This is a genomic window from Agromyces cucurbitae, assembly GCF_058349945.1.
Genome location: NZ_JBYRES010000001.1, coordinates 435,404 through 457,847, shown reverse-complemented (window position 1 = coordinate 457,847; position 22,444 = coordinate 435,404). Strand labels below are relative to the sequence as shown.

The window sequence follows — 22,444 nt, the reverse complement described above, 5'->3', positions numbered from 1 at the left end:
CACGAATCCGGCGCGAGCGGGTGCCGCCGCGCAAAGAATCCGCGTACACTCCCACCATGGACAACCTCGATCGCGCGATCCTCGATCTGCTGCGGCAGAACTCCCGGGCGGGCTACGGCGACATCGGCTCGTCGGTCGGGCTCAGCGCCTCGGCGGTCAAGCGCCGCGTCGACCGGCTCGTCGCCGACGGGGTGATCCGGTCGTTCACGATCCAGGTCGACCCCGCCGTCGACGGCATGTCGACCGAGGCCTACGTCGAGCTCTTCTGCCGGGGCACCGTCGCCCCCGACGAGCTCAAGCGCATCCTGCAAGACGTGCCCGAGGTCGTCTACGCCGGCACCGTCACCGGGTCGGCCGACGCCATCGTGCAGATCCGCGCCCGCGACATCGCCTCGCTCGAAGACGCCCTCGAGCGCGTGCGCATCGCCCCCAACGTCGACCACACCCGCAGCGCGATCGTGCTCTCGCGCCTCGTGAACCGCAACCGCGACTGACGGCCGCGCTCACCGACATGGATGCCTCGGGCCTGCGCCTCTCGGTCGACCAGGCATCACCCCTGCCGCCGTACGAGCAGCTGCACGCGGCCGTCGTCGACGCGGTGCGCACCGGCCGAGCGGCACCCGGCACGAAGCTGCCGACCGTGCGGGCGCTGGCCGACGAGCTCGGGCTCGCGGTGAACACGGTCGCGAAGGCCTACAAGGCGCTCGAGGCCGACGGGGTCATCGAGGGACGCGGTCGCAACGGCACCTTCGTGGCCGAGCACGGCGACCCCGCCGAGCGCGCGCTGCAGGCGGCCGCCGCGGACTACGCGGCGCTCGCGAAGCGGCTCGGCGTCGCGGCATCCCCCGCCCTGGGCATCGTGCGCACCGCGCTCGACGCCGGCTGAGCCGGTCGGCGCGGCCCGGCCGCCTCTCGCGCACCGCAGCCCGCCCGTGCGCCAGTTCTGCGCCCTCTGCGCCACTTCAACTGGCGCAGAGCGCGGACAGCTGGCGCAGCAGCCGCGACCGCGCGGCCCGCGCACCGTGGCGCGCTACTCCTGCGGCGGCAACGGCTGCTTCGGGAGCTTGCGCACCTTCGCCCGGCGGCGGCGGCGCTCGGGGATCATCGAGCGCATCTCTTCCAGCTTGCCGAAGCACAGCAGCCGGTCGTCGGCCTCGAGCACGACGCCCTTGCGCGGGTTCGGAATGACGGTCGTACCGCGGTGCAGGGTGAGCACCGTGATGTCGCGCTCCCAGAGGCCCGACTCGCCGAGCGTCTTGCCGACGAGATCGGCGGCGCCGTGCACGAGCAGCTCGGCGACGCCGTACCCGGTCGAGACGGTGAGCCGCTGGCGCACGTCGATCTCGGGAAAGGCGACCTGGTTCGCGATGTAGTCGATGATCGCGCCCGCGACGTCGAGGTTCGTCGCCGTCTCGATGCCCTGCAGGCCGGGCGAGGAGTTGACCTCCATCACGAGCGGGCCCTCGTCGCCCTCGAGCATGTCGACGCCGGCGACCTTGAGGCCCATGATCTGCGCGGAGCGCACGGCGGCCTGCTCGTAGTCGGGCGTGAGCTCGACCGGTTCGACGGTGCCGCCCCGGTGCACGTTCGACCGGAACTCGTCGCCGCTCGCGACCCGGCGCATCGCCGCCACCACGCGGTCGCCGACGACGAGGGCGCGGATGTCGCGACCTCGACTCTCGGCGATGAACTTCTGGATGAGCACGTTCTGCTTCGTCGAGTGCAGCGTCTCGATGATCGCCTCGGCGACCTTGACCTGGGGCGCGAGGATGACGCCGATGCCCTGGGTGCCCTCGAGCAGCTTGATGACGACGGGCGCCCCGCCGACCCGCTCGATCGCGGGTCGCACGTCGGCGCGGTTGCGCACGAACGCCGTCGGCGGCAGCGCGATGTTGTGCCGCGACAGGATCTGGTTCGCGCGCAGCTTGTCACGGGCGTTGGTGATGCCGTTCGCCGTGTTCGGCGTGTAGACGTCCATCTGCTCGAACTGGCGCACGACGGCCGTGCCGAAGTACGTGATCGAATTGCCGATGCGCGGCAGGATCGCGTCGTAGTCGCTCAGCTGGCGGCCGCGGAACTGCAGGTCGGGCTCGGGCCCCGCGAGGTCGATCGCGAAGCGCAGGGTGTTGAGCACCTTCACCTGGTGCCCGCGCTGCTGCGCGGCGGCGCGCAGGCGCTGGGTCGAGTACGCCTGCGGCGCGCGCGAGAGGATCGCGAGTTTCATGCGTGGTGCCCTGCCAAGATGGACGATGTGACTGAGATCTCCCATTCAAGCACCATCGCGGGATGGCGCGAATGGGTTTCGTTGCCGGCGGCGGGGGTGCCGTGGATCAAGGCGAAACTCGATACCGGCGCGCGCAGTTCGTCGCTGCACGCGTTCGATCTCGAGGAGCTGCCGGGCGATCGGGATGCCTCCGGCGAGGCGCCGCTCGGACGCGTCCGCTTCGGCGTGCACCCGTGGCAGGAGAGCGAGGACGACGCGGTCGTCGTCGAGCTGCCGGTGCACGACCGCCGCCAGGTGCGCAGCTCGTCGGGGCACACCGAGGAGCGCATCGTCGTGCTCATGGACGTCGTGCTGCAGGGCCGCACCGTCACCGCCGAGGTCACCCTCACGAACCGCGACGAGATGGGCTTCCGCATGCTCATCGGCCGCGAGGCGCTGCGCCAGGGCTTCGTCGTCGATTCGGCCCAGTCGTTCGTCGGCGGGCGCGCACCCCGAGGCATCCGCCGCCGCAACCGCGGCCGCTGAGCGCGTCCCCATCCGCTGGTTAAGGAGTGCGCGACGTAAGCGGTGGGTTGAGGAGGCGCGCCAGCGCCGTCTCGAAACCGGCACGCGTCTCGAAACCCGGTGAGCCGCTCCCTGAGGCCCGGGCACCAGGTTTCGAGACGCGTCGCCGCTCCGCGTCGGCGCTCCTCAACCAGCGAAAGCGCGTCAGATCACCCCGTCCGAGAGGGTCGTCGGGTTGCCGAAGCGGTGGTTGGTGATCGAGATCGCCTGCTCGTGCAGGAACGGCAGCAGCTCCACGCGACCCGACGGGGTCACGGGGTGCGACCACACGGCCACATCGGGCGAACCGCCGAGCGCCGACGCGAGCGCCGAGGCATCCCCGCCGATGAGCCGCACGCGGCTCGCGCCGCCGAGCGCGGTCGCGCGGTTCGCGCGCACCCGCTCGAGCCAGTCGCGGTCGTTCTCGCGCACGATGCGCACGTCGCGCGCGGTGAGCACGGTGCGCACGTTCTTGGGCAGCTCGACGCCGCTCGACACCGTGAACGGCGCCTTGGCGAGCAGGCCGGCGGCGATCACGCGGAGGCCCTCGGCGAGGGTCGCCTGCTCGCCGATGCGGATCGCGACGGGCAGCGTGCGGTAGCGGAACACGTTGCGCTCGACCCCGAGACCGGAGACGTCACGGGTGGTGCCGTACTCCTCGGCCCAGGCGACCTCGTCGGAGAGCGCCGACCGGCGCAGCACCTCGAACGAGTCGTAGTCGAGGGCCGACTGCGCCGCCTCGATGAGCTCGGTCACGCGGCGCTCGAGCCCGCGCAGGTGCAGCGACTTCGAGGCGTCGCCGTGCTCGGGCACCCAGTCGCCGAGGCCGAACAGGTAGTTCGGGCCACCGGCCTTGGCGCCGGCGCCGACGGCCGACTTCTTCCAGCCGCCGAAGGGCTGGCGCTGCACGATCGCGCCCGTGATGCCGCGGTTGACGTAGAGGTTGCCCGCCTCGACGCGGTCGAGCCACGTCGCGAGCTCCTCGGAGTCGAGCGAGTGCAGGCCGGCAGTGAGGCCGTAGTCGACCGCGTTCTGGAAGCGGATCGCCTCATCCAGATCACGAGCGTGCATGATGCCGAGCACCGGGCCGAAGAACTCGGTGAGGTGGAAGTACGAGCCGGGCGCGACGCCCGTCTTGACGCCGGGCGACCAGAGCTTGCCGGTGTCGTCGAGCTGCTTGGGCTCGACGAGCCACTCCTCGCCGATGCCGAGCTCGGTGAGGGCGTTCAGCAGCTTGCCGTTCGCGGGCTCGATGATCGGGCCCATCTGGCTCTGCGCGTCGGCCGGGTAGCCGACCCGCAGCGAGGTCGCGGCATCGACGAGCTGGCGACGGAACCGCTCGGACTTCGCGACCGACCCGACGAGGATCACGAGCGAGGCCGCCGAGCACTTCTGGCCGGCGTGGCCGAACGCGCTCTTCACGACGTCGGAGGCCGCGAGGTCGAGGTCGGCCGACGGCGTGACGATGATGGCGTTCTTGCCGCTCGTCTCGGCGAGCAGCGGCAGGTCTTCGCGGAACGAGCGGAACAGCTGCGCCGTCTCGTACGCACCGGTGAGGATGACGCGGTCGACCGTCGGGTGCGAGACGAGCTGCTTGCCGAGCTCGCGCTCCCCGATGTCGACGAGGGCGAGCAGGTCCTTCGGGATGCCCGCCTCCCACAGCGCCTCGACCATGACGGCGCCCGAGCGCTGCGCGAGCTTCGCGGGCTTGATGATGACGCCCGAGCCCGCGGCGAGCGCGGCGAGCACGCCGCCCGCGGGGATCGCGACGGGGAAGTTCCACGGCGGCGTGACGACCGTCAGGCGGGACGGCACGAAGGTCGCGCCCTGCACGTGGTCGAGCTCGCGGGCGCGCTCGGCGTAGTAGTGCGCGAAGTCGATCGCCTCGCTGATCTCGGGGTCGGCCTCGGCGATCGTCTTGCCCGCCTCGGCGGCCATGATCTCGATGAGCCGGTCGCGGTTCGCGGCGAGCGCGAGGCCCGCGCGGTGCAGCACGGCGGCCCGCTCGGCACCGGGCAGCTCGCCCCAGGCCTTGCCGTTCGCGGCGACGGTCTCGATGACGCGCTCGAGGGTCGCCTCGTCGTCGACGCGCGCGGCGGCGATGGCGTCGAGGCCGAGCGTCGTCTCGGGCACCTTGGCGAGGATGCGGCGGCCCCACTCGCGGTTCGCGGCGAGCGCGGGGTCGGTGTCGGGCTCGTTGCGGAAGCCGGGCGTGACGCCCGGGCCCGCGACCGCTCCGGGTGCATCGGTCGACGACGGGGATGCCTCGGGCGCGAGCTCGTCGCCGGCCGAGCCGCGCGTGATGCCGAGCACGACGCTCGTGAGCGAGCCCTCGTGCTCGCTGCCCGGGGCGGGCGCCTCGGAGGCGGCCATCGCCGTGGCGAGGGCGTCGCCCTCCCACTCGGTGCGGCGGTTCTGGGTGCGGTTCGGCGCCGGCGCCGAGGCATCCGCCTCGAGGGCGTCGAGCGAGCGCTGGTACCGCTCGCGCTCGCGCTCGAACAGGCGCTCGTCGGCGCCGAGCTCGAACACGGCCGACATGAAGTTCTCCTGGCTCGCGTTCTCTTCGAGGCGGCGGATCAGGTACGCGATCGCGACGTCGAACTCGGACGGGTTCACGACGGGCGTGTAGAGCAGCAGGTTGCCGACGTCGCCCCGCACGGCCTCGGCCTGGCCGGTCGCCATGCCGAGCAGCATCTCGAACTCGACCCGGCTCTCGACGCCGCGCTCGCGGGCGGTGAGCCAGGCGTGCGCCACGTCGAAGAGGTTGTGGCCGGCGACGCCGAGCTTCACGGCGTCGGCGCGCTCGGGGGTCATCGACCAGTCGAGCACGCGCTTGTAGTTGGTGTCGGAGTCCTGCTTCGACGAGTAGGTCGCGAGCGGCCAGTCGTGCACGGCGGCGTCGACGTGCTCCATGGCGAGGTTCGCGCCCTTGACGATGCGCACCTTGATCGGGGCGCCGCCGTCGGCGCGGCGGGCCTGGGCCCACGCGGTGAGCTCCTGCATCGCGCCGAGCGCGTCGGGCAGGTAGGTCTGCAGCACGATGCCCGCCTCGAGGCCGCGCAGCTGCGGCTGGTCGAGGAGCGTCGTGAAGACCGCGATCGTGAGGTCGAGGTCGCGGTATTCCTCCATGTCGAGGTTGATGAACTTGGCCTTGCCCTTCGCGCTGCCGGCGGCGGCGAGCTCGTAGAGCGGCATGAGCTTCGCGACGACCTTCGCGACGGCCTCGTCGAACGACCACATCGAGAGCTGGCTCACGACCGACGAGACCTTGATCGACACGTAGTCGACGTCGTCGCGGGCGAGGAACTCGTAAGTGCCCTTCAGGCGCCGGTCGGCCTCGTCCTCGCCGAGCACGGCCTCGCCGAGCAGGTTGAGGTTGAGGCGGTTGCCCGACTCGCGCAGCTTCGCGATCGCGGGGCCGAGCTTGGCGGGGGTGGCGTCGAGCACGAGGTGGCCGACCATCGCGCGCAGCACGCGGCGCGCGATCGGGATGACGACCCAGGGCAGCACGGGCGCGACGACGCCGCCGAGCCGGATCGCGGCCTTGAGGTACCAGGGCAGGAACTTCGGGGTGAGCTTCGCGACCTGCGCCAGGTTGCGGCCTGCGACGCCGAGGTCTTCGGGGCGCATGACGCCGTCGACGAAGCCGACGGTGAAGGCGAGGCCGTTGGGGTCCTTGAGCACGCCGGCGAGGCGCTCGGCGGCGGGATCGACGGGGTGGTTCGCGCTCTCTTCGAGCCAGCGTCGCACGAGGGCGACGACGTGATCGGTATCCGGCCGTGCGTCAGTGGCGGCGTTCGACATGGTCACGAGGGTAGTGTCCCTTTCTTCGGGCGCGCCGGGGGTTCGCGCGCCTGTCGCTTCAAGTGTGCGGCGAGTCATCCTTCGGGTACAGCGAATGATTCCGATGCATACTGTTCAGAGAAACCGAACGTTTTCGCTGCAGTCGCCCGCCTCCGGGCGACTCGGGCGGCTCGGATGCCTCGGAGGTGGACATGCTCGACGTGCGACGCCTGCGCCTGCTGGTCGAACTGAGCCAGCGCGGCACGCTCGCCGCGGTCGCCGAAGCGCTCTCGTACAGCCCGTCGTCGGTGTCGCAGCAGCTCAGCCTGCTCGAGCGCGAGGCCGGGGTGCCGCTGCTCGTGCAGGTCGGCCGTCGGGTGCAGCTGACCCCGCAGGCGCTCGTGCTCGTCGAGCACGCCCGGGCGGTGCTCGACCGCCTCGAGGAGGCCGAGGCCGACGTCGCTCGCTCGCTCACCTCGGTCGGCGGAACGGTGCGCATCGCGGTGTTCCAGTCGGCCGCGCACGCGGTCGTGCCGCAGGCGCTCACGCTGCTGCGCGCCGAGCACCCGGCGCTCCGCGTCGAGATCACCGAGCGCGAACCCGACGTGGGCCTCTTCGAGGTCGCCGCCCGCGACTTCGACCTCGTGATCGCCGAGCAGTACCCCGGCCACACCCGTGCCCACCGCGACGAGCTCGATCGGGTGCACCTCGCCGCCGACACGATCCGGCTCGCGCTGCCGCCGCACCCCACTGCGGGCGCCGAGCGCGGGCTCGCCGGCGCAGCCCGCGCGCCGTGGGTGCTCGAGCCCGCGGGAACCGCCTCCCGGGAGTGGGCCGAACAGCTCTGCCGGGAGGCCGGCTTCGAGCCCGACGTGCGGTTCGAGACGGCCGACCTGATGGCGCACATCCGGCTCATCCGTTCGGGCAACGCGGTCGGCCTGCTGCCCGATCTCGTGTGGGCGGGCGAGGCGCCGAGCGTGCGCCTCGTCGACCTGCCGGGGCATCCCGAGCGCGAGGTCTTCACCTCGACGCGGCATGCGGCGGCGGCCCGTCCCGCCGTCGTCGCCTGCCGCGACGCGCTCGCCCGGGCCGCGCGTGCGACGGCGACGCCCGCCGTCGAATAGCGCCCGCACCGGGGGTGGAGCCGCGGCTCCCGGTCGTCGAATCCGTACGACCGGGCAGGTCGAGGGCTACGCTCGGCCCATGGAACCGATGACGCCCGGCACTCCCACGCTCCGCACGTCCGGCCGCCGACGCGGCCTCCGGTTCGGTCGCACGCTCGGCATCGCGTCCGTCGCCCTCGCGACGATCGCCCTCGCCGCCGGCTGTGCGAGCGCCGGCGGGTCGGACGACCCGGCACCCGGGGGCACCGCGGCCGCGAGCGCGGTCGGCACCTGGGGCGACGCCACGGATGCCTCGGCGCCGTCGCTCTCGCTCGCCGCCGACGGCACCCTCACCGGCACCGACGGCTGCAACCTGCTGACCGGTCGCTGGGAGGACCAGGGCGCCGGCCGCATCGAGTTCGACGACGTCGCCTCCACGCGCATGGCGTGCGAGGGCGTCGACACGTGGCTCTCCGCCCTCGACGAGGCGACGATCGACGGCGACACGATGACCGTGCTCGGCGACGACGACGTCGAGCTCGGCGTGCTCGAGCGCACCTCCGACGAACCGGCGGCCGCCGGAGCCGGCGGCAGTCCGGCCGCGGGCGAGTTCGTCGGCACGTGGGGCACCGAGGGTCAGCGGCAGGCGTTCCTCGTGATCGCCGCCGACGGCACCGTGACCGGCAGCGACGGATGCAACTCGCTCACGGGCCGCTGGGAGCCGGAGGACGACGGCGGTATCGAGTTCGACCAAGTGGCGTCGACGATGATGGCGTGCGAGGGCGTCGACACGTCGCTCGCCGGCCTCGACTCCGCCTCGGTCGACGGCGACACGCTCACCGTCTACGACGACCACGACACCGTCGTGGCGACACTCCCCCGCACGGCGTAGCCGACCCCGGTTCGGGGCATGGCGGCAGGCCCGCCCGAGGACTACCCTGACCGGCATGGCCATCAAGCGGAGGGTCGCGCTCGGTTCGGGCGCCGCGGTCGTGCTGCTGCTCCTGACGGGATGCCTCGGCGAGGAGGGGTCCGTCCAGGGAGGTTCGATCGACCCGGCCGGCACGTGGGGCGACGCGTCCGACGCGACCGCCCCGTCGCTCACGCTCGACGACGGCGGCGACTTCAGCGGCACCGACGGGTGCAACCAGCTCAGCGGCACGTGGACGGTCGACGAGGCCGACCACGTCCACTTCGAGAACGTCGCCGTCACGCAGATGGCGTGCGAAGACGTCGACACCTGGCTCGCCGGTCTCGACGAGGCCACCGTGGGCGACGACACGATGACCGTGCTCGGCCAGGACGGCTACGAGATCGGCACCCTCGAGCGCAGCGACTGAGCGCGCCGGTCAGGCCGCCGCGGCCGCGGCGAACCGCTCGGACTGCGCGGTGAGGAACTCCACGAGTTCAGGCGACCCCTCGACGCGGTACCGCGCGCCCGGCGGCAGCCACATGAGCGCCGAGGCGAGCACCTCGACGGCCTCGGCCTCGAGCGGCCAGGCGCAGTGGGTCGCGTCGATCGCCTCGACCTCGCGCCCGTACCAGCCGAGGTGCTCCACGAGCTCCTCGCGCGAGAGGTCGACGACGACCCGAGCCGAGATGATGCGGCGCCGGTAGCGCACGGCCCGCTCGACCCGCTCGCGCGCCTCGTCCTCGGTCAGTGCCCGCGGCTCGAAGCGCACCCGGGTCGGGAACACGTCGCTGATGCGATCGAGCCGGAAGGTGCGCCAGTCGACGCGATCCCGATCCCACGCGAGCAGGTACCAGCGGCGGGCGACGGGCACGAGCCGGTACGGCTCGACGCTGCGAGCCGACCCCGCGCCCGAGGCATCCGTGTACCTGAACCTCAGCCGCTCGCTGTCGCGGCATCCGAGCGCGAGCAGGCCGAGCAGTTCGGCGTCGACCTCGGGCGATGGCCGGCCCGCGCGGTTCGATCCGCCCGCGCCGACGCCGACCGCGGTGTGCGTCTGGAGCGCCTCGATGCGGCGACGCAGCGCGGGCGGCAGCACCTGCTCGATCTTCGCGAGCGCCGAGAGCGTCGTGTGCTCGGCGCCGCGCAGCCCCGCGGTCGCCTGCGAGCGCAGCCCGAGCGCGATCGCGACGCCCTCGTCGTCGGTGAGGAGCAGCGGCGGCAGGCCGGTGCCGGCCTCGAGCCGGTAGCCGCCGGCACTGCCGCGCAGCGACTCGATGCCGTAGCCGAGTTCGCGCAGGCGCTCGACGTCGCGGCGCAGGGTGCGGTCGCTCACGCCGAGCCGGTCGACGAGCTCGCGCGCCGACCAGTGCCGGTGACTCTGCAGCAGTGAGAGCAGTTCGAGGGTTCTCGACGTGGTTGCGGCCATGTTCCGATTCTCTCGCTCATGCGGACAGAAAGTGACCGGATCGCTCGAGAAGCTGGCCTCATGACGAACACGAACCAGATGATCACCGCCCAGGGCCTCACGAAGACGTTCCGCTCGAAGGGGCAGACCGTCGAGGCCGTCCGCTCGCTCGACCTCGCTGTCGACGAGGGAGAGCTCGTCGCATTCCTCGGCCCGAACGGCGCCGGCAAGTCGACGACGCTCCGCATGCTCACGACCCTGCTGCCCGCGACGAGCGGCGAGGCACGGGTCGCGGGCTGCGACATCCGCACCGACCCGGCGGGCGTGCGCCGGCGCATCGGATACGTCGGGCAGGGCAGCTCGGGCGGGCACACGCAGCGCGTGCGCGACGAGCTGCACGCGCAGGGCGCGTTCTACGGGCTCGGCCGCCGCGAGACCCGCGCCCGGGCCGCCGAGCTCATCGAGTCGCTCGAGCTCGGCCAGGTCGCGAACCGCACCGTGCAGCAGCTGTCGGGCGGGCAGAAGCGCCGCCTCGACATCGCGCTCGGGCTCATCCACCGCCCGGGGCTGCTGTTCCTCGACGAGCCGTCGACGGGCCTCGATCCGCACAGCCGCGCGAACCTGTGGCAGCACATCGTCGACCTGCGCCGCGAGACGGGCACGACGATCTTCCTCACCACCCACTACCTCGACGAGGCCGACCAGCTCGCCGAGCGCGTCATGGTGATGGATCACGGGTCGGTGATCGCCGACGACACGGCCCGGGCGCTCAAGGAGTCGCTCGCGGGCGACCGCGTCACGCTCGCGTTCGACACGGCGTGGGATGCCGCGGCCGCCGCAGCCCGCATCGGCGGCGAGCTCGACCCGGCCGACCCGAGCGTCGTCGCCGTCACGGCGCCGGGAGGCGATCGCGCGCTGCCCCGCTACATCCGCGACCTGTCGGACGCCGGGCTCGAGGTCGTCGCCGCCACCCACCGGCAGCCGACGCTCGACGACGTCTTCCTCGCCCTCACGGGCCGCAGCCTTCGCGAGGAGGCCGCCCACGCCGAGCCCGAGGCCGAGCCGGCCGAGCTCGCGCCGGCGGGTTGAGGAGCGAAGCGTCTCGAAACCCACCTGCCGGGTTTCGAGACGTCGCTCCGCTCCTCCTCAACCCTCTCCACTGAACTGAAAGGACTCTCCTCATGACCGCCATCGCTCCCACCGCCCGCCCCACCGGGTTCGCTCGCGACACCGCCGCCGTCTTCGTGCGCGAGTCGAAGCCGCTCATCCGCGACCCGTTCAGCGTCGTGTTCTCGCTCGTGCAGCCGCTCGTGTTCCTCGGGCTGTTCGGCCCGCTGCTCATCGGCGCCGCCGGCGGCGACGTCGCCGGCACGCTGCAGTGGTTCGTGCCCGGCATCCTCGTCATGGTCGCCCTGTTCGGTACCGCGTCGACCGGCGCGAACCTGCTCTTCGAGATGCAGACGGGATCGCACGAGCGCACCCTCGTCGCCCCGCTCTCGCGGAGCGCGCTGCTCGTGGGCCGCGCCCTCAAGGAGGTCGTGCCGCTCGTCATCCAGGGCACGATCGTCGTGCTCGTGGCCGTGCCGTTCGGGTTCAGCGTGAACGTCGCAGGGCTCGTCGTCGGCCTCGTCGTGCTCGCGGTGTTCGGCATCGGGTTCGGCGCGCTGAGCTACTCGCTCGCGCTCGCCTGCCGCAACCGCGACTGGATGTTCTGGATGGTGCACCAGACCCTGCTGTTCCCGCTCATGATCCTCTCGGGCATGCTGCTGCCGCTCGACGACGGCCCCGGCTGGATGCAGGTCGCCGCCGCCGTGAACCCGCTGAGCTACCTCGTCGGCGCCGAGCGGGCGCTGCTCGCGGGCGACTTCGGCGCCCCGGCCGTCGTCGGCGGTGCGATCGCCGCCGTCGTCACGTGCGCGATCGGCGTCGTCGTCGGCGTGCGCGCGATGCGCCGCGCCCGCTGAGCTCTGCCGGCTCGTTCCGGGGGTGCTTCCCCGCAACCTGCCGCCTCGATCGGGGCAGTGGATTGCGGGAAAGCACTCCCGGAACGCAGGGTGGCCCGGGTCAGCGCCCGTGAGCCGCGACGCGCGAGCACGATCATCCCGACGACCAGGGCCGCACCCAGCACGAGGATCGGCACGGCGAACCAGACGGCGTCGATCGAGATCGCGGCCGTATCGTCGCAGTCGGTGGCGGTCGCGCATGAGGCCCGGATGAGCAGATCGATCATGGCGCCTCCGAATCATGGGTGAACACCTACGCTCAGAGGATGCCACGACCCCGCGCCGAGCACGAGACCAGCCAGCACGAGCGAGCCGCGAGCGAGCGAATCGAACCCGAGCCGCCCGCCGCCGAGCCCTCCGCACACGATGTCGTGATCGTCGGCGGCGGCCACAACGGACTGACCGCCGCCGCCTACCTCGCCCGCGCCGGGCTCGACGTGCTGCTGCTCGAGCGCGACGACCACCTCGGCGGCGCGGCGATCTCGGCGCAGGCGTTCGAGGGCGTCGACGCGCGGCTCAGCCGCTACTCGTACCTCGTGAGCCTGCTGCCGCAGCGCATCATCGACGACCTCGGCCTCGACGTCGAGCTCGTGCGCCGGCGCTTCTCGTCGTACACGCCCGACCCGCGCGACCCCGCGCGGGGCCTCCTCGTCGACCGCGACGCGGGCCCCGAGGCATCCGCCGACGCCTTCGGGCGAATCGACGCGGCGGCTGACGCCGCCGCGTGGGCGGCGTTCGGCGCGCAGACCGCACGCCTGGCCGAGCGGCTGTTCCCGACCCTGACCGAGCCGCTGCCGACCCGCGCCGAGGCCCGCGCGCTCGTCGGCGACGACGAGGTGTGGGCCGCGTTCGTCGAGCGCCCGCTCGGCGAGGCGATCGACGCCCGGTTCGCGAGCGACCTCGTGCGCGGCGTCGTTGCGACCGACGGCCTGATCGGCACGTTCACCGCGCTCGACGACCCGTCGCTCGACGCGAACCGCTGCTTCCTGTACCACGTGATCGGCGGCGGCACGGGCGACTGGGACGTGCCGATCGGCGGCATGGGCGCGGTGAGCGGCGAGCTCGAGCGCGCGGCCCGCGAGGCCGGTGCGCGACTGCTGACCGGCGCCGAAGTGCTCGGGGTCGACCCCGCCGGACGGGTGCGCTACCGCAGCGCCGACGGCGATCGCGTCGCGACCGCGCGCACGGTGCTCGCGAACGTCGCGCCCGCCGTGCTCGACGAGCTCATCGACGCGGATGCCGCGGCGAACGCCGGCCCGGGCGGCGTGCCGCCCGTCGTCGCCGCGCGCCTGCGCGCCCTGCACGCGCCCGAGGGCGCCCAGGTCAAGGTCAACCTGCTGCTCGAGCGGCTCCCCCGCCTGCGCGACGCCGAGGTCGCGCCCGAGCAGGCCTTCGCCGGCACGTTCCACGTCAACGAGCTCGGCACGCAGCTCGACGCGGCGTTCTCGACGGCGTCGCGCGGCGGCATCCCCACTCCCCTGCCGTGCGAGGTCTACTGCCACACGCTGAGCGACCCGTCGATCCTCGCGCCCGAGCTCACGGCCGCCGGCCTGCACACCCTCACCGTGTTCGGCCTGCACGCGCCGCACCGGCTGCTCGAGCGGTACGGCAACGCCGAGCTCCGCGAGCTCCTGCAGCGGGCGGTGCTCGACTCGCTCGACTCGGTGCTCGCCGAACCGATCGAGAGCCTGATCGCGACGGATGCCTCGGGCCGCCCGTGCATCGAGACGAAGACGACACTCGACCTCGAGGAGGCGCTGCGCATGCCGGGCGGCAACATCTTCCACGGGCCGCTGTCGTGGCCGTGGGCCGACGACGACGCGCCGCTCGCCACGCCGGCCGAGCGGTGGGGCGTCGCCACGCGGCATCCGCGGGTGCTGCTCTGCGGATCGGGCGCCGTCCGCGGCGGCGCGGTGAGCGGCATCGGCGGGCACAACGCGGCGATGGCCGTGCTCGAGTCCACCGCAGGGTGAGGAGGGTCGGCCCCGACCGCCGCGAGGCCGGGCACCCGACCATACCCGACGGTATGGTGAGGACATGGCGATCACACGCGAACGCTGGCTCGACGAGGGCCTCGACGTCCTCGCCGCCGATGGCGCGACGGGCCTGCGCATCGACCGGCTCGCCGCGCGGCTCGGGGTGACGAAGGGATCGTTCCACCATCACTTCGCCGGGGCCGGCGACTACAAGCGTGCGCTGCTCGCGCACTACGAGCAGCGCACGATCGGCTCGATCGCCGAGGGCATCGCCGCCAGGCGCGACGAGGGCACGCGCGCGACGCTCGCGTGGCTCAGCGAGCTCGCACTCTCGGGGAGCCCGTCGATCCGTCCGACCGAGCTCGACGTGGCGGTGCGGGCATGGGCGCATTCCGACGACGACGCACGGGCGACGCAGGCGCGCATCGACGCCCGCGTCATCGAGGCGTTGCAGGCGGTGTGGCGGCCGGCGACGGAGTCCGATGCGGCCGCACGCACGGCGGCGCTCGTGCCGTACCTCGTATCGGTCGGCGCCGCCGCGACGGTGCCCCCGATCGGCCCCGACGAGCTGCGCGCCGTCTACGAGCTGCTGCTCGACATCGCGCCGGTCGGGAGCATCGAGGACGGTCGCGGCGCCGACGGCACCGCGGACTGACGCCGAGTCGTTCCGCGCCGCTCGCACGCCCCGAGCAGCGGCCGGCTCACAGCACGAAGCACCACAGCCCGGTCGCGACGCAGATCAGTAGCATCCCGGTCGCGTTGACGAAGAGGTTGCGGCCGAAGTCGCGCGCCCGCACGTGCATGCCGATCGCCACGAGGAAGTAGGCGATCAGCGCAGCGCACGTGAGGGCGGCGAGGTACGGGATCCAGATGCCGGCGATGAGTCCGGCGGCCGCGGCGAACTTGATCGGCGGCATGACCCACCACCACGTGCGCGGAAAGCCGACGTCCTCGAAGCACTTCGCGATGAACGCGACGGGCTTCAGGCACAGCAGGGCGTCGCCGAAGCAGATGACGGCGAGGACGACGACGGGCCAGACCGGGTCGGGAATCGTGAGGTCCATAGCCATACCATACCGTATGGTATGGCCAGCCGAACAGGGTCAGCCGAGCACGATCCAGCCCGCGGCGACGACGAGCGAGACGATGCCGAGCACGAGGCTCGGCACGAACGGCTCGGCGCGCTTCACGTGCAGCGCCACGGCGAACCCCATCGTGATCGCGAGCGCGATCGCCGCGGCCGGGGTGAGCCAGGGCAGGATGCCCGTCGCCGCGGGCAGCACGAGCCCGATACCGCCGAGCACCTCGAGGATGCCGATGGTCTTCAGCTGGCCGGCACTGACCTCCTCGACCCAGGGCATGTTCGCGAGGACGGCCTCGCGGCTCTTGAGGGCCTTCATGCTTCCGGCCATGACGAACATGACGGCGAGCAGGCCGGTGACGATCCACAGGGCGATGATCATGGTGTTTCTCCAGACGATTCGGTTACCATCAGTGCGTAACGCACGACCGGTGACTCTAACCGACGGCCGCCACGCACTTCACCATGCGTCACGCACCTCGAGGTGCGTAATGGCGCCGGTGCGTCGAGAGGAGCACGATGGCCACCCCCATGCCGCTGACCGCCGACCCCGTCGCCGACTGCCCGCCCCGCGCGGCGTCGCCGTGCAGCGTCGAGCACGAGGCGAGCGGCGTCATCCGCGACGTGCTCGCCCGCGTCGGCGACAAGTGGAGCCTGCTCGTGATCGGCCTGCTGCACGACGAGCCACTGCGCTTCACCGAGCTGCAGCGCCGCATCGACGGCATCTCGCACCGCATGCTCACGCAGACCCTGCGCAACCTGCAGCGCGACGGACTCGTCTCACGGACGAGCTACCCCGAGATCCCGCCGCGCGTCGAGTACGCCGCGACCGACCTCGGCCGGTCGCTCGCCGAACCCGTGCTCGGGCTCGTCGGCTGGGCCGCCGCCCACCACGAGCAGATCACCGACGCGAGGGACGCCTTCGACGAGGCGTGAGCAACCCGTCGAGAAACGGGCGAAGCGCCGTCTCGAGACCCGGATGCCGCGAGCGGCGGTCTCGAGACGGCGCTTCGCGCCTCACCCCGCGAGGGGTCAGAAGATGAACATCTGGCCGAGCACGATGATCGCGATGACGAACAGCGCGATGATGCCGCCGGCGACGGCGAGCGACTTCGCCGAGAGATTCGCGACGACGTAGCCCACGAGGATCGGCACCGCGACCAGGAAGAGCGTGACGATCCACCAGAACGTCTGGTAGGCCCCGGTGCCCACCTCTTCGAGGCGGCCCGAGAACAACTGCTGCGTGTGCGGATTCGTCGCGAACGCGAACGCGGCCGACAGCGGCAGCGCGACGAGAACGAGCACGATCAGGCCGGCGAGCCAGCCCCACAGCCCCGACTTGCCCTCGGTGAGGTCCAACGCTTCTTCGTGCGCCACGCGCCCCTTCGAACTCATGGCTCCGACTCTAGTGCTTCGCGCTCGCCCGGGCTTAGCCTGAATTGAATGAAACTTCGGGCTTCATGACGCGACTGGGGGCGACGATGACCGCGAAACCGACCGGACACTACGTGCTGAAGGCCGACGGGCTCTACCTGCAGTTCGACCGGCTGTTCCACGCGCCCATCGAGGACGTCTGGTACAGCCTCACGAATCCGAACGCGATGAAGGCGTGGATCGGCACGTACACGGGCAGTCCCTCGACGGGCGGCGTGCGCTTCCAGATGAGCGAGGAGGGCGCCGAGTGGATGAACGTCTCCATCCTCGAGTGCGCCCCGCCGCACCGGTTCACGGCCGACTCGGGTTCGGGCCCCAACGGGGTGCGCGTGTTCTGCCACCTCGTCGAGGGCGGCGGCATGACGACGCTGACCCTCGGCCAGCGAGTGAAAGACGGCGCCGACGCCGCGAGCGTCGGCCCCGGCTGGGACTTCTACCTCGACCGGCTCATCGCCTCGCGCTCAGGTGCGACGCTGCCCGCGTGGGAGACGTACTACCCCTCGTTCTCACCGCACTACCGCGAACTGAAGGTGCCCGACACCGCCAAGGGCTGAGCCGGCAGACGCCGACGACGATGCGGATGCCTCGCCCGAGGCATCCCGGCCGCTGCACCGTCGCGCCCCTAGACTGACGCGCGTGAACACGGCAGAACGCCTCCGGAGGCGGGAACGTCCGGCCGCCCGCCCGCGCGGCGGGCTCTTCGTCGACCACCCGCTGCGATGGGGGTTCATCGTCACGCTCGGCGTGCTGCTCGCACTCATGCTGGCATCGGCGCTCATCGCCCTGCAGGGCGTCGTGCTCTCGGTGTTCGTGGCCGCGTTCGTCGCACTCGGGCTCGACCCGCTCATCCGCTGGTTCCAGCGACGGGGCATGTCGCGCGGCACGGCGATCGTCACGGTCATCCTCCTGTTCGTCGCCGTCGTGATCGGCGTGATCTGGCTCGTGGTGCCGCCCGTCGTCAACCAGGCCGCGGTGTTCCTCAAGACGATGCCCGCCGAGGTGCACCACCTCGTCGACTCAGGCTGGTTCGAGCGGTACGACGACTCGACGAACGGGGTGCTGTCGTCGATCGTGGAGTGGGTCGGCGGCGTGCTCACCGACCCCGACACGTGGGCGGCGATCGGCGGCGGCGCGCTGGCGTTCGGCGCCGCGCTGCTCGACGGGATCTCCACGAGCGTGTTCGTCGTCGTGCTCTCGATCTACTTCATCGCGACGCTCGACACCACCAAGCGCGCCTGCTACACGCTCGTCGCCGCGAGCCACCGCGACCGCGTCGAGAGCCTCGCCGAGCGCATCATGCTCTCGGTCGGCAAGTACCTCAGCGGCATGGTCGTGCTCGCGTTCTTCAACTCGGTCTTCTCGACGATCCTGCTCTCGCTCGTGGGTGTGCGGTACGCGCTCTTCATCGGTGTGCTCGCGTTCTTCATCACCCTGATCCCGCTCATCGGCACGGTCATCACGACCGTGATCATGACGATCGTCGCGCTCTTCGTCTCTCCCGTGGCCGGCCTCATCGTGCTCATCGCGATGCTCGTGTACATGCAGGTCGAGGCGTACGTGCTGACCCCGAAGGTGATGGGCAAGGCCGTGCAGGTGCCGGGCACGATCGTGCTCATCTCGGCCCTCGCCGGCGGCACCCTGCTGGGCCTGCTCGGCGCGCTCGTCGCGATCCCGATCTCGGCCGGCATCCTGCTCATCATCCGCGAGGTCGTGATCCCGAAGCAGGCGCGCAGCTAGCGTCCGCGCCCGGACGCGCGTTCCGCGTTCCGCGTTCCGGGGGTGCTTTTCCGACGTTTCGGCCTCCGAATCGGGTCGAATCTGTCGGAAAAGCACCCCCGGAACGAAGACGCGCCCGCAACGAGCGAGGTCGCGCGCCGGCACCGCCTCGGCGCTACACGCCGGCGGGCTCGCGCTCGGTGGGCTCGGTGGGCTCGGCCGAGCCGGCCGGCTCGACGCCTCCGATCGCGGATGCCTCGGCCGCGGCATCCTCGACCGCCGGGCCGTGCTCGCCCGTGCCGCGCCCTGCGGGCAGGAAGAGCGCGGCGACGAGGGCGACCACGAGGCCGGCGGCGCCGACGAGCACGGCCGGCACCGCGGCATCCGTGAAGCCGGTCGGGGTGAGCTCGCCGCCGGCGCCCGTGAAGACCGCGGTCAGGACCGCGACGCCGAGCGCGACGCCGACTTCGCGGAGCGTGGAGTTCGTGCCCGACGCCTTGGCGTGGTCGTCTTCGGGCATGTGGGCGAGCACGGCCGTCGACATGGGCGCGAACACGAGCGACATGCCGACGCCCGCCATGAGGAACGGCCCGACGAGCGAGGCGTACGCGACGTCGGGAGCCATCTCGAGGGCGAGCCAGGTGAGCGCCGCCGCCTGCAGGGCGAGGCCGGTGACGATCAGCATGCGGGTGCCGACGCGAGGCGCGATCGCGCCGGCGATGGGCGCGATGAACATGGGCGCGAGCGTCCAGGGCATCGTCTGCACACCGGCCTCGAGCGGCGAGGCGCCCTGCACGACCTGCAGGAACTGGATGAGCACGAACACGGCGCCGAACATGCCGAAGCTGAACCAGAAGCCGACGAGGTTCGCGGCGGTGAAGCTGCGGTCGCGGAAGAGGCGCAGCGGCAGCAGCGGCGCGCTCGTGCGCGACTCCCACCAGATGAATCCGGCGAGCAGCAGTGCGCCGGCGACGAGCGAGCCGATCACCTCGGGGCTGTCCCAGCCGGCGTCGTTGCCGCGCACGATGCCGAAGACGAGGCCGAGCACGCCGAGGCCCGCGAGGGCGACGCCCGGCAGGTCGATCCGAACGCGCGCGCCGAGCGTGTTCGGCAGGGCGGCGAGCGCGAGCGGGATCGCGATCAGGCCGACGGGCACGTTGAGCCAGAAGATCGCCTGCCAGTTCCAGCCCTCGATCACGGCGCCGCCGATGAGCGGTCCGAGCGCGACGCCGAGGCCGGCGACGCCGCCCCAGATGCCGATCGCCATGGGGCGCAACCGCTTCGGCACGCTGCCCGCGAGCAGCGTGAGCGACAACGGCATGATGCCGGCTGCGCCGAAGCCCTGGATCGCGCGGGTGGCGATGACCTGCCACGGCTCGGTGCTGAGCGCGACGAGCACGCTCGCGCCCGTGAAGATCGCGATCGCGACGACGAAGACGGTACGCCGGCCGATGCGGTCGCCGAGCGCGGCGGCCGCGAGGATGAACGTCGCGAACGCGAGCGTGAACGCGTTGACGAACCACTGCAGCTCTTCGATCGAGGCGCCGAGGTCGACGGCCATCGCGGGCAGCGCGTTCGTGATGACGAGGTTGTCGAGCGTCGCCATGAACATCGGCAGGGATGCCGCGACGATCGCGAGCCACACCGGGATGCGGCGTGCGGTGGTGGACATCTGAAGCTCCTTCGAGGGTGGTGGTAATCGACTGATAACCAATACGGGAGCAAATGTAGTAATCGACTGATAACATGTCAAGCATGAGTTCGACCACGGATCGCATCCCCGCAACGGAGCGGCGCGAACAGATCCTCGAAGCCGCCACGCGCGTCTTCGGCGAGCAGGGCTACGCCGGCGCGACGACCGACCGCGTGGCGAAGGCCGCCGGCATCAGCCAGCCCTACGTCGTGCGGCTCTTCGGCACGAAGGAGCAGCTCTTCATCGAGGTCGTCGAGCGGGCGTGCGCCCGCATCGGCGAGGCGATCGACGCGGCGATCGCCGACGAGTCGTCCGACCGCCCCGTGGGCCCGCGCATCGGCGAGGCGTACGTCGACCTCGTGCAGACCGACCGCGGCATCCTGCTCTCGCTCATGCAGGGGTTCATCCTCGGCCAGGACCCGGCGATCGGCCCGGTCGCGCGGGCCGGCTTCATGGCGATCTACGACCGCATGCGCAGCGTGATGGACGCCGAGGAGGCGATGCGCTTCATGGCCCAGGGAATGCTCATCAACACCCTCATCGCGTCGAACCTCACCGTGGGAATCCACGACGACGACCAGGTCGACGAGCTGTTCGCCTGCACGTTCGGCGACAAGCTCGGGCTCGTGCTCGAGGGGCTCAGCAAGGCCGGCTGAGCCGGCTCACTCCCACACCGACGGCGCCGCGGCGCGGGTCGCGGGCAGCGCGACGTCGTCGCCCCAGCGCTCCATCCACTCGGGGATGCCGTCGAAGCCGTCGACCCCGAACGCCTCGACGAGCTCGGGCATCGGCACCGTGCCGCCCGACTTGCGCAGGAACCGCGCCCGGATGTGACCGGTCGCGTAGATCTCGGGCGCACCCGTGGCATCGGACCGCACGAAGCGCTGCTCCATGTACACCGCCTTGTCGTCGTGCCCGACGATGCGCGACTCGATCGTGAACCGGTCCCACGGGTTCAGCGACTTGCGGAACGTCATCGTCTCGCTCGCGACGACCGGGTACCAGCCGCGCTCCTTCATGAGCTGCCACACGCCGTTGCGCACGAGCATCTCGAACCGCGCGACATCCATGATCGAGAAGTACACCCCGTTGTTCATGTGGTTGAGGATGTCGAGGTCGGTCGGCAGGGTGATGAAGTTCGTGCGCGCGACGTCGCCGTGGCCGAGCGGCGAACGGAACCGGGCGAGCGCGAAATGCAGCATCGTGCGGAAGAACATGTGCATGATCTACGACTGTATGACGAGATCGCAGTGGGTTCCGATACTCCGTCGATCATGACAACGACAGCCCGGATGCCTCGCGCCGAAGTTGTGCCGAACACCCAGCCGACCCCCGCCGTAGACTCCGAGGCATGCCCTCCGCCGACGCCGCAGCAACCACCACCGACCGCCTGGACCGACTCGCCGAGGCCGCACGCGCTGCGGGCGTCGACGTCGTGCTCGTCGCCCCGGGGCCCGACCTCGCCTACCTCGTCGGCCACTCGGTCGCATCGCACGAGCGACTCACGCTGCTCGCCGTGCCGGCGACGGCGCCCCGCGACGCGGTCATGGTGCTGCCCGCGCTCGAGCGCGGCGGCTGGGAGGGCAGCACGGCCGAGGCGGCCGGCATCCGATTCGTCACCTGGCTCGACGGCGAAGACCCGTACGCGGCGCTCCTCGCCGAGCTCGGCGCCGATGCCGGGGCCGCTGCCGCGCTCGACACCGCGGCCGTCGACGACCACCTGCCGTACCTGCACGCCTTCCGGCTGCAGCAGGCCCGACCCGGGCTGCGGATGCGGCCCGCCGGGGAGCTCATCGCCGAGCTGCGAATGCGCAAGCAGCCCGCCGAGGTCGACGAGCTCGCCGCGGTCGGCGCCGCGATCGACCGCGTGCACCTGCGGATCGGCGAATGGCTGCGTGCCGGCCGCACCGAGAACGAGGTGGCGGCCGACATCGCCGCCGCGCTCGTCGAGGAGGGGCACCGCACGGCCGACTTCGTCATCGTCGCCTCGGGGCCGAACGGCGCCTCGCCGCACCACGAGGCGTCCGATCGCGTCATCGAGGCCGGCGACCCGGTCGTCATCGACATCGGCGGCCCCAACCCCGCCGGATACAACTCCGACAGCACCCGCACGTACCTCGTCGCGGGCGGCGAGCCCGACCCCGAGTTCGCGAGGGTGCACGAGCTCGTGCGCACGGCGCAGCGCGCCGCAGTCGCGGCGGTGCGGCCGGGCGCCTCGGCCGAGTCGATCGACCGCGCGGCCCGCGAGGTGCTCGAGCAGGCCGGCTACGGCGAGTACTTCATCACGCGCACCGGGCACGGCATCGGGCTCGAGGTGCACGAGCACCCCTACATCGTCGCGGGCGACACCCGGCCGCTCGAGCCCGGCATGGCCTTCTCGATCGAGCCGGGCGTCTACCTGCCCGGCCGCTTCGGCGTGCGCATCGAGGACATCGTCGTGGTGGGCGACGAGGGCGCCGTGCTCATGAACAACTCGCCGGTCGAGCTCATCGTCGTCTGAGGTCGGTCGGTCGAGTAGGCGCGCAGCGCCGTATCGAGACCACCGGCATCGTGGTCTCGATACGCTCGCT

Annotated in this window: 23 protein-coding genes; 15 read left to right on the top strand and 8 right to left on the bottom strand. The window is 71.9% G+C overall.

Translation table 11 applies throughout. From position 1 onward, the window contains the following. Positions 1 to 56: 56 nt before the first annotated feature. Together AC3RJ6_RS02230 and AC3RJ6_RS02225 are read left to right on the top strand one after the other, a co-directional pair. Entirely contained in the window at positions 57 to 494 is a 438-nt protein-coding gene (locus AC3RJ6_RS02230; RefSeq protein WP_244855900.1) for an Lrp/AsnC family transcriptional regulator, read from the top strand. A gap of 17 nt (positions 495 to 511) precedes the next feature. After that, complete coding sequence (locus AC3RJ6_RS02225) at positions 512 to 886, top strand: GntR family transcriptional regulator (protein WP_491425237.1); 375 nt, start codon at positions 512 to 514, stop codon at positions 884 to 886. A 144-nt stretch (positions 887 to 1,030) separates the two neighbouring features. Here AC3RJ6_RS02225 and AC3RJ6_RS02220 read toward each other — a convergent pair whose 3' ends face one another. Further along, positions 1,031 to 2,224 carry a RimK family alpha-L-glutamate ligase gene (locus tag AC3RJ6_RS02220; RefSeq protein WP_491425236.1) on the bottom strand — a complete coding sequence of 398 codons (1,194 nt, stop codon included), beginning with the start codon at positions 2,222 to 2,224 and terminating at the stop codon, positions 1,031 to 1,033. A gap of 18 nt (positions 2,225 to 2,242) precedes the next feature. Here AC3RJ6_RS02220 and AC3RJ6_RS02215 point away from each other — a divergent pair, with 18 nt between their 5' ends. Next, the gene (locus tag AC3RJ6_RS02215; protein WP_491425235.1) at positions 2,243 to 2,749 is read left to right on the top strand and encodes an ATP-dependent zinc protease family protein; all 507 of its coding nucleotides are present in this window, start codon (positions 2,243 to 2,245) and stop codon (positions 2,747 to 2,749) included. 183 nt (positions 2,750 to 2,932) lie between these two features. Here the strand turns inward: AC3RJ6_RS02215 and AC3RJ6_RS02210 are convergent, their stop codons facing one another. Then, positions 2,933 to 6,571: a proline dehydrogenase family protein gene (locus AC3RJ6_RS02210; RefSeq protein ID WP_491426210.1), complete on the bottom strand. Its 3,639-nt coding sequence runs from the start codon at positions 6,569 to 6,571 to the stop codon at positions 2,933 to 2,935. Between the two features lie 191 nt (positions 6,572 to 6,762). Here AC3RJ6_RS02210 and AC3RJ6_RS02205 point away from each other — a divergent pair, with 191 nt between their 5' ends. The 3 genes from AC3RJ6_RS02205 (at position 6,763) to AC3RJ6_RS02195 (ending at position 8,993) form a co-directional block, all read left to right on the top strand. Next, positions 6,763 to 7,674, top strand: coding sequence for a LysR family transcriptional regulator (locus AC3RJ6_RS02205; protein ID WP_491425234.1), 912 nt, complete (start codon positions 6,763 to 6,765; stop codon positions 7,672 to 7,674). A 79-nt stretch (positions 7,675 to 7,753) separates the two neighbouring features. Next, positions 7,754 to 8,545, top strand: a complete 792-nt coding sequence (locus AC3RJ6_RS02200) for an META domain-containing protein (protein ID WP_491425233.1) — start codon at positions 7,754 to 7,756, stop codon at positions 8,543 to 8,545. A 55-nt stretch (positions 8,546 to 8,600) separates the two neighbouring features. Then, positions 8,601 to 8,993: an META domain-containing protein gene (locus AC3RJ6_RS02195; RefSeq protein ID WP_491425232.1), complete on the top strand. Its 393-nt coding sequence runs from the start codon at positions 8,601 to 8,603 to the stop codon at positions 8,991 to 8,993. A 9-nt stretch (positions 8,994 to 9,002) separates the two neighbouring features. Here the strand turns inward: AC3RJ6_RS02195 and AC3RJ6_RS02190 are convergent, their stop codons facing one another. Then, positions 9,003 to 9,992, bottom strand: a complete 990-nt coding sequence (locus tag AC3RJ6_RS02190; protein WP_491425231.1) for a helix-turn-helix transcriptional regulator — start codon at positions 9,990 to 9,992, stop codon at positions 9,003 to 9,005. Between the two features lie 60 nt (positions 9,993 to 10,052). On the opposite strand from AC3RJ6_RS02190, the gene AC3RJ6_RS02185 reads away from it, so the two are divergent. From AC3RJ6_RS02185 to AC3RJ6_RS02170, 4 genes are all read left to right on the top strand, one after another. Continuing rightward, a complete protein-coding gene (locus tag AC3RJ6_RS02185) occupies positions 10,053 to 11,060 on the top strand; it encodes an ATP-binding cassette domain-containing protein (protein ID WP_491425230.1) in 1,008 nt (335 codons plus the stop codon). Positions 11,061 to 11,152: 92 nt separating this feature from the next. After that, positions 11,153 to 11,935, top strand: a complete 783-nt coding sequence (locus AC3RJ6_RS02180) for an ABC transporter permease (RefSeq protein WP_491425229.1) — start codon at positions 11,153 to 11,155, stop codon at positions 11,933 to 11,935. 305 nt (positions 11,936 to 12,240) lie between these two features. Next, positions 12,241 to 13,947, top strand: coding sequence for a phytoene desaturase family protein (locus AC3RJ6_RS02175; protein ID WP_491425228.1), 1,707 nt, complete (start codon positions 12,241 to 12,243; stop codon positions 13,945 to 13,947). A 64-nt stretch (positions 13,948 to 14,011) separates the two neighbouring features. Beyond that, on the top strand, positions 14,012 to 14,605 hold the full coding sequence (locus AC3RJ6_RS02170; protein ID WP_491425227.1) for a TetR/AcrR family transcriptional regulator: 594 nt from the start codon (positions 14,012 to 14,014) through the stop codon (positions 14,603 to 14,605). Positions 14,606 to 14,651: 46 nt separating this feature from the next. Here AC3RJ6_RS02170 and AC3RJ6_RS02165 read toward each other — a convergent pair whose 3' ends face one another. Together AC3RJ6_RS02165 and AC3RJ6_RS02160 are read right to left on the bottom strand one after the other, a co-directional pair. Next, on the bottom strand, positions 14,652 to 15,014 hold the full coding sequence (locus tag AC3RJ6_RS02165; protein ID WP_491425226.1) for a DoxX family protein: 363 nt from the start codon (positions 15,012 to 15,014) through the stop codon (positions 14,652 to 14,654). Between the two features lie 39 nt (positions 15,015 to 15,053). Further along, complete coding sequence (locus AC3RJ6_RS02160) at positions 15,054 to 15,413, bottom strand: DoxX family protein (protein WP_491425225.1); 360 nt, start codon at positions 15,411 to 15,413, stop codon at positions 15,054 to 15,056. Positions 15,414 to 15,550: 137 nt separating this feature from the next. On the opposite strand from AC3RJ6_RS02160, the gene AC3RJ6_RS02155 reads away from it, so the two are divergent. Further along, complete coding sequence (locus AC3RJ6_RS02155; RefSeq protein WP_491425224.1) at positions 15,551 to 15,967, top strand: winged helix-turn-helix transcriptional regulator; 417 nt, start codon at positions 15,551 to 15,553, stop codon at positions 15,965 to 15,967. A 96-nt stretch (positions 15,968 to 16,063) separates the two neighbouring features. Here the strand turns inward: AC3RJ6_RS02155 and AC3RJ6_RS02150 are convergent, their stop codons facing one another. Next, on the bottom strand, positions 16,064 to 16,426 hold the full coding sequence (locus tag AC3RJ6_RS02150) for a hypothetical protein (RefSeq protein ID WP_491425223.1): 363 nt from the start codon (positions 16,424 to 16,426) through the stop codon (positions 16,064 to 16,066). A gap of 86 nt (positions 16,427 to 16,512) precedes the next feature. Here AC3RJ6_RS02150 and AC3RJ6_RS02145 point away from each other — a divergent pair, with 86 nt between their 5' ends. Continuing rightward, positions 16,513 to 17,019 (top strand): SRPBCC family protein, encoded by a 507-nt coding sequence (locus tag AC3RJ6_RS02145; protein WP_491425222.1) that lies wholly within the window; start codon positions 16,513 to 16,515, stop codon positions 17,017 to 17,019. An 82-nt stretch (positions 17,020 to 17,101) separates the two neighbouring features. Next, positions 17,102 to 18,202 carry an AI-2E family transporter gene (locus AC3RJ6_RS02140; protein WP_491425221.1) on the top strand — a complete coding sequence of 367 codons (1,101 nt, stop codon included), beginning with the start codon at positions 17,102 to 17,104 and terminating at the stop codon, positions 18,200 to 18,202. A gap of 154 nt (positions 18,203 to 18,356) precedes the next feature. Here the strand turns inward: AC3RJ6_RS02140 and AC3RJ6_RS02135 are convergent, their stop codons facing one another. Beyond that, entirely contained in the window at positions 18,357 to 19,853 is a 1,497-nt protein-coding gene (locus AC3RJ6_RS02135) for a DHA2 family efflux MFS transporter permease subunit (RefSeq protein WP_491425220.1), read from the bottom strand. A gap of 83 nt (positions 19,854 to 19,936) precedes the next feature. On the opposite strand from AC3RJ6_RS02135, the gene AC3RJ6_RS02130 reads away from it, so the two are divergent. Further along, a complete protein-coding gene (locus tag AC3RJ6_RS02130) occupies positions 19,937 to 20,530 on the top strand; it encodes a TetR/AcrR family transcriptional regulator (RefSeq protein WP_491425218.1) in 594 nt (197 codons plus the stop codon). 6 nt (positions 20,531 to 20,536) lie between these two features. On the opposite strand, the gene AC3RJ6_RS02125 is transcribed toward AC3RJ6_RS02130, so the two are convergent. Continuing rightward, positions 20,537 to 21,097 (bottom strand): acyl-CoA thioesterase, encoded by a 561-nt coding sequence (locus AC3RJ6_RS02125; RefSeq protein ID WP_491425217.1) that lies wholly within the window; start codon positions 21,095 to 21,097, stop codon positions 20,537 to 20,539. Between the two features lie 128 nt (positions 21,098 to 21,225). On the opposite strand from AC3RJ6_RS02125, the gene AC3RJ6_RS02120 reads away from it, so the two are divergent. Then, entirely contained in the window at positions 21,226 to 22,374 is a 1,149-nt protein-coding gene (locus AC3RJ6_RS02120) for a M24 family metallopeptidase (RefSeq protein ID WP_491425216.1), read from the top strand. The last annotated feature ends 70 nt before the right edge of the window (positions 22,375 to 22,444 follow it).

What these genes read in the sequence shown, in the direction of transcription:
- AC3RJ6_RS02230 (WP_244855900.1), top strand. Translation starts at nt 57, where the DNA reads ATGGACAACCTCGATCGCGCGATCCTCGATCTGCTGCGGCAGAACTCC.
- AC3RJ6_RS02225 (WP_491425237.1), top strand. Translation starts at nt 512, where the DNA reads ATGGATGCCTCGGGCCTGCGCCTCTCGGTCGACCAGGCATCACCCCTG.
- AC3RJ6_RS02220 (WP_491425236.1), bottom strand. Translation starts at nt 2,224, where the DNA reads ATGAAACTCGCGATCCTCTCGCGCGCGCCGCAGGCGTACTCGACCCAG.
- AC3RJ6_RS02215 (WP_491425235.1), top strand. Translation starts at nt 2,243, where the DNA reads ATGGACGATGTGACTGAGATCTCCCATTCAAGCACCATCGCGGGATGG.
- AC3RJ6_RS02210 (WP_491426210.1), bottom strand. Translation starts at nt 6,571, where the DNA reads ATGTCGAACGCCGCCACTGACGCACGGCCGGATACCGATCACGTCGTC.
- AC3RJ6_RS02205 (WP_491425234.1), top strand. Translation starts at nt 6,763, where the DNA reads ATGCTCGACGTGCGACGCCTGCGCCTGCTGGTCGAACTGAGCCAGCGC.
- AC3RJ6_RS02200 (WP_491425233.1), top strand. Translation starts at nt 7,754, where the DNA reads ATGGAACCGATGACGCCCGGCACTCCCACGCTCCGCACGTCCGGCCGC.
- AC3RJ6_RS02195 (WP_491425232.1), top strand. Translation starts at nt 8,601, where the DNA reads ATGGCCATCAAGCGGAGGGTCGCGCTCGGTTCGGGCGCCGCGGTCGTG.
- AC3RJ6_RS02190 (WP_491425231.1), bottom strand. Translation starts at nt 9,992, where the DNA reads ATGGCCGCAACCACGTCGAGAACCCTCGAACTGCTCTCACTGCTGCAG.
- AC3RJ6_RS02185 (WP_491425230.1), top strand. Translation starts at nt 10,053, where the DNA reads ATGACGAACACGAACCAGATGATCACCGCCCAGGGCCTCACGAAGACG.
- AC3RJ6_RS02180 (WP_491425229.1), top strand. Translation starts at nt 11,153, where the DNA reads ATGACCGCCATCGCTCCCACCGCCCGCCCCACCGGGTTCGCTCGCGAC.
- AC3RJ6_RS02175 (WP_491425228.1), top strand. Translation starts at nt 12,241, where the DNA reads ATGCCACGACCCCGCGCCGAGCACGAGACCAGCCAGCACGAGCGAGCC.
- AC3RJ6_RS02170 (WP_491425227.1), top strand. Translation starts at nt 14,012, where the DNA reads ATGGCGATCACACGCGAACGCTGGCTCGACGAGGGCCTCGACGTCCTC.
- AC3RJ6_RS02165 (WP_491425226.1), bottom strand. Translation starts at nt 15,014, where the DNA reads ATGGACCTCACGATTCCCGACCCGGTCTGGCCCGTCGTCGTCCTCGCC.
- AC3RJ6_RS02160 (WP_491425225.1), bottom strand. Translation starts at nt 15,413, where the DNA reads ATGATCATCGCCCTGTGGATCGTCACCGGCCTGCTCGCCGTCATGTTC.
- AC3RJ6_RS02155 (WP_491425224.1), top strand. Translation starts at nt 15,551, where the DNA reads ATGGCCACCCCCATGCCGCTGACCGCCGACCCCGTCGCCGACTGCCCG.
- AC3RJ6_RS02150 (WP_491425223.1), bottom strand. Translation starts at nt 16,426, where the DNA reads ATGAGTTCGAAGGGGCGCGTGGCGCACGAAGAAGCGTTGGACCTCACC.
- AC3RJ6_RS02145 (WP_491425222.1), top strand. Translation starts at nt 16,513, where the DNA reads ATGACCGCGAAACCGACCGGACACTACGTGCTGAAGGCCGACGGGCTC.
- AC3RJ6_RS02135 (WP_491425220.1), bottom strand. Translation starts at nt 19,853, where the DNA reads ATGTCCACCACCGCACGCCGCATCCCGGTGTGGCTCGCGATCGTCGCG.
- AC3RJ6_RS02130 (WP_491425218.1), top strand. Translation starts at nt 19,937, where the DNA reads ATGAGTTCGACCACGGATCGCATCCCCGCAACGGAGCGGCGCGAACAG.
- AC3RJ6_RS02125 (WP_491425217.1), bottom strand. Translation starts at nt 21,097, where the DNA reads ATGCACATGTTCTTCCGCACGATGCTGCATTTCGCGCTCGCCCGGTTC.
- AC3RJ6_RS02120 (WP_491425216.1), top strand. Translation starts at nt 21,226, where the DNA reads ATGCCCTCCGCCGACGCCGCAGCAACCACCACCGACCGCCTGGACCGA.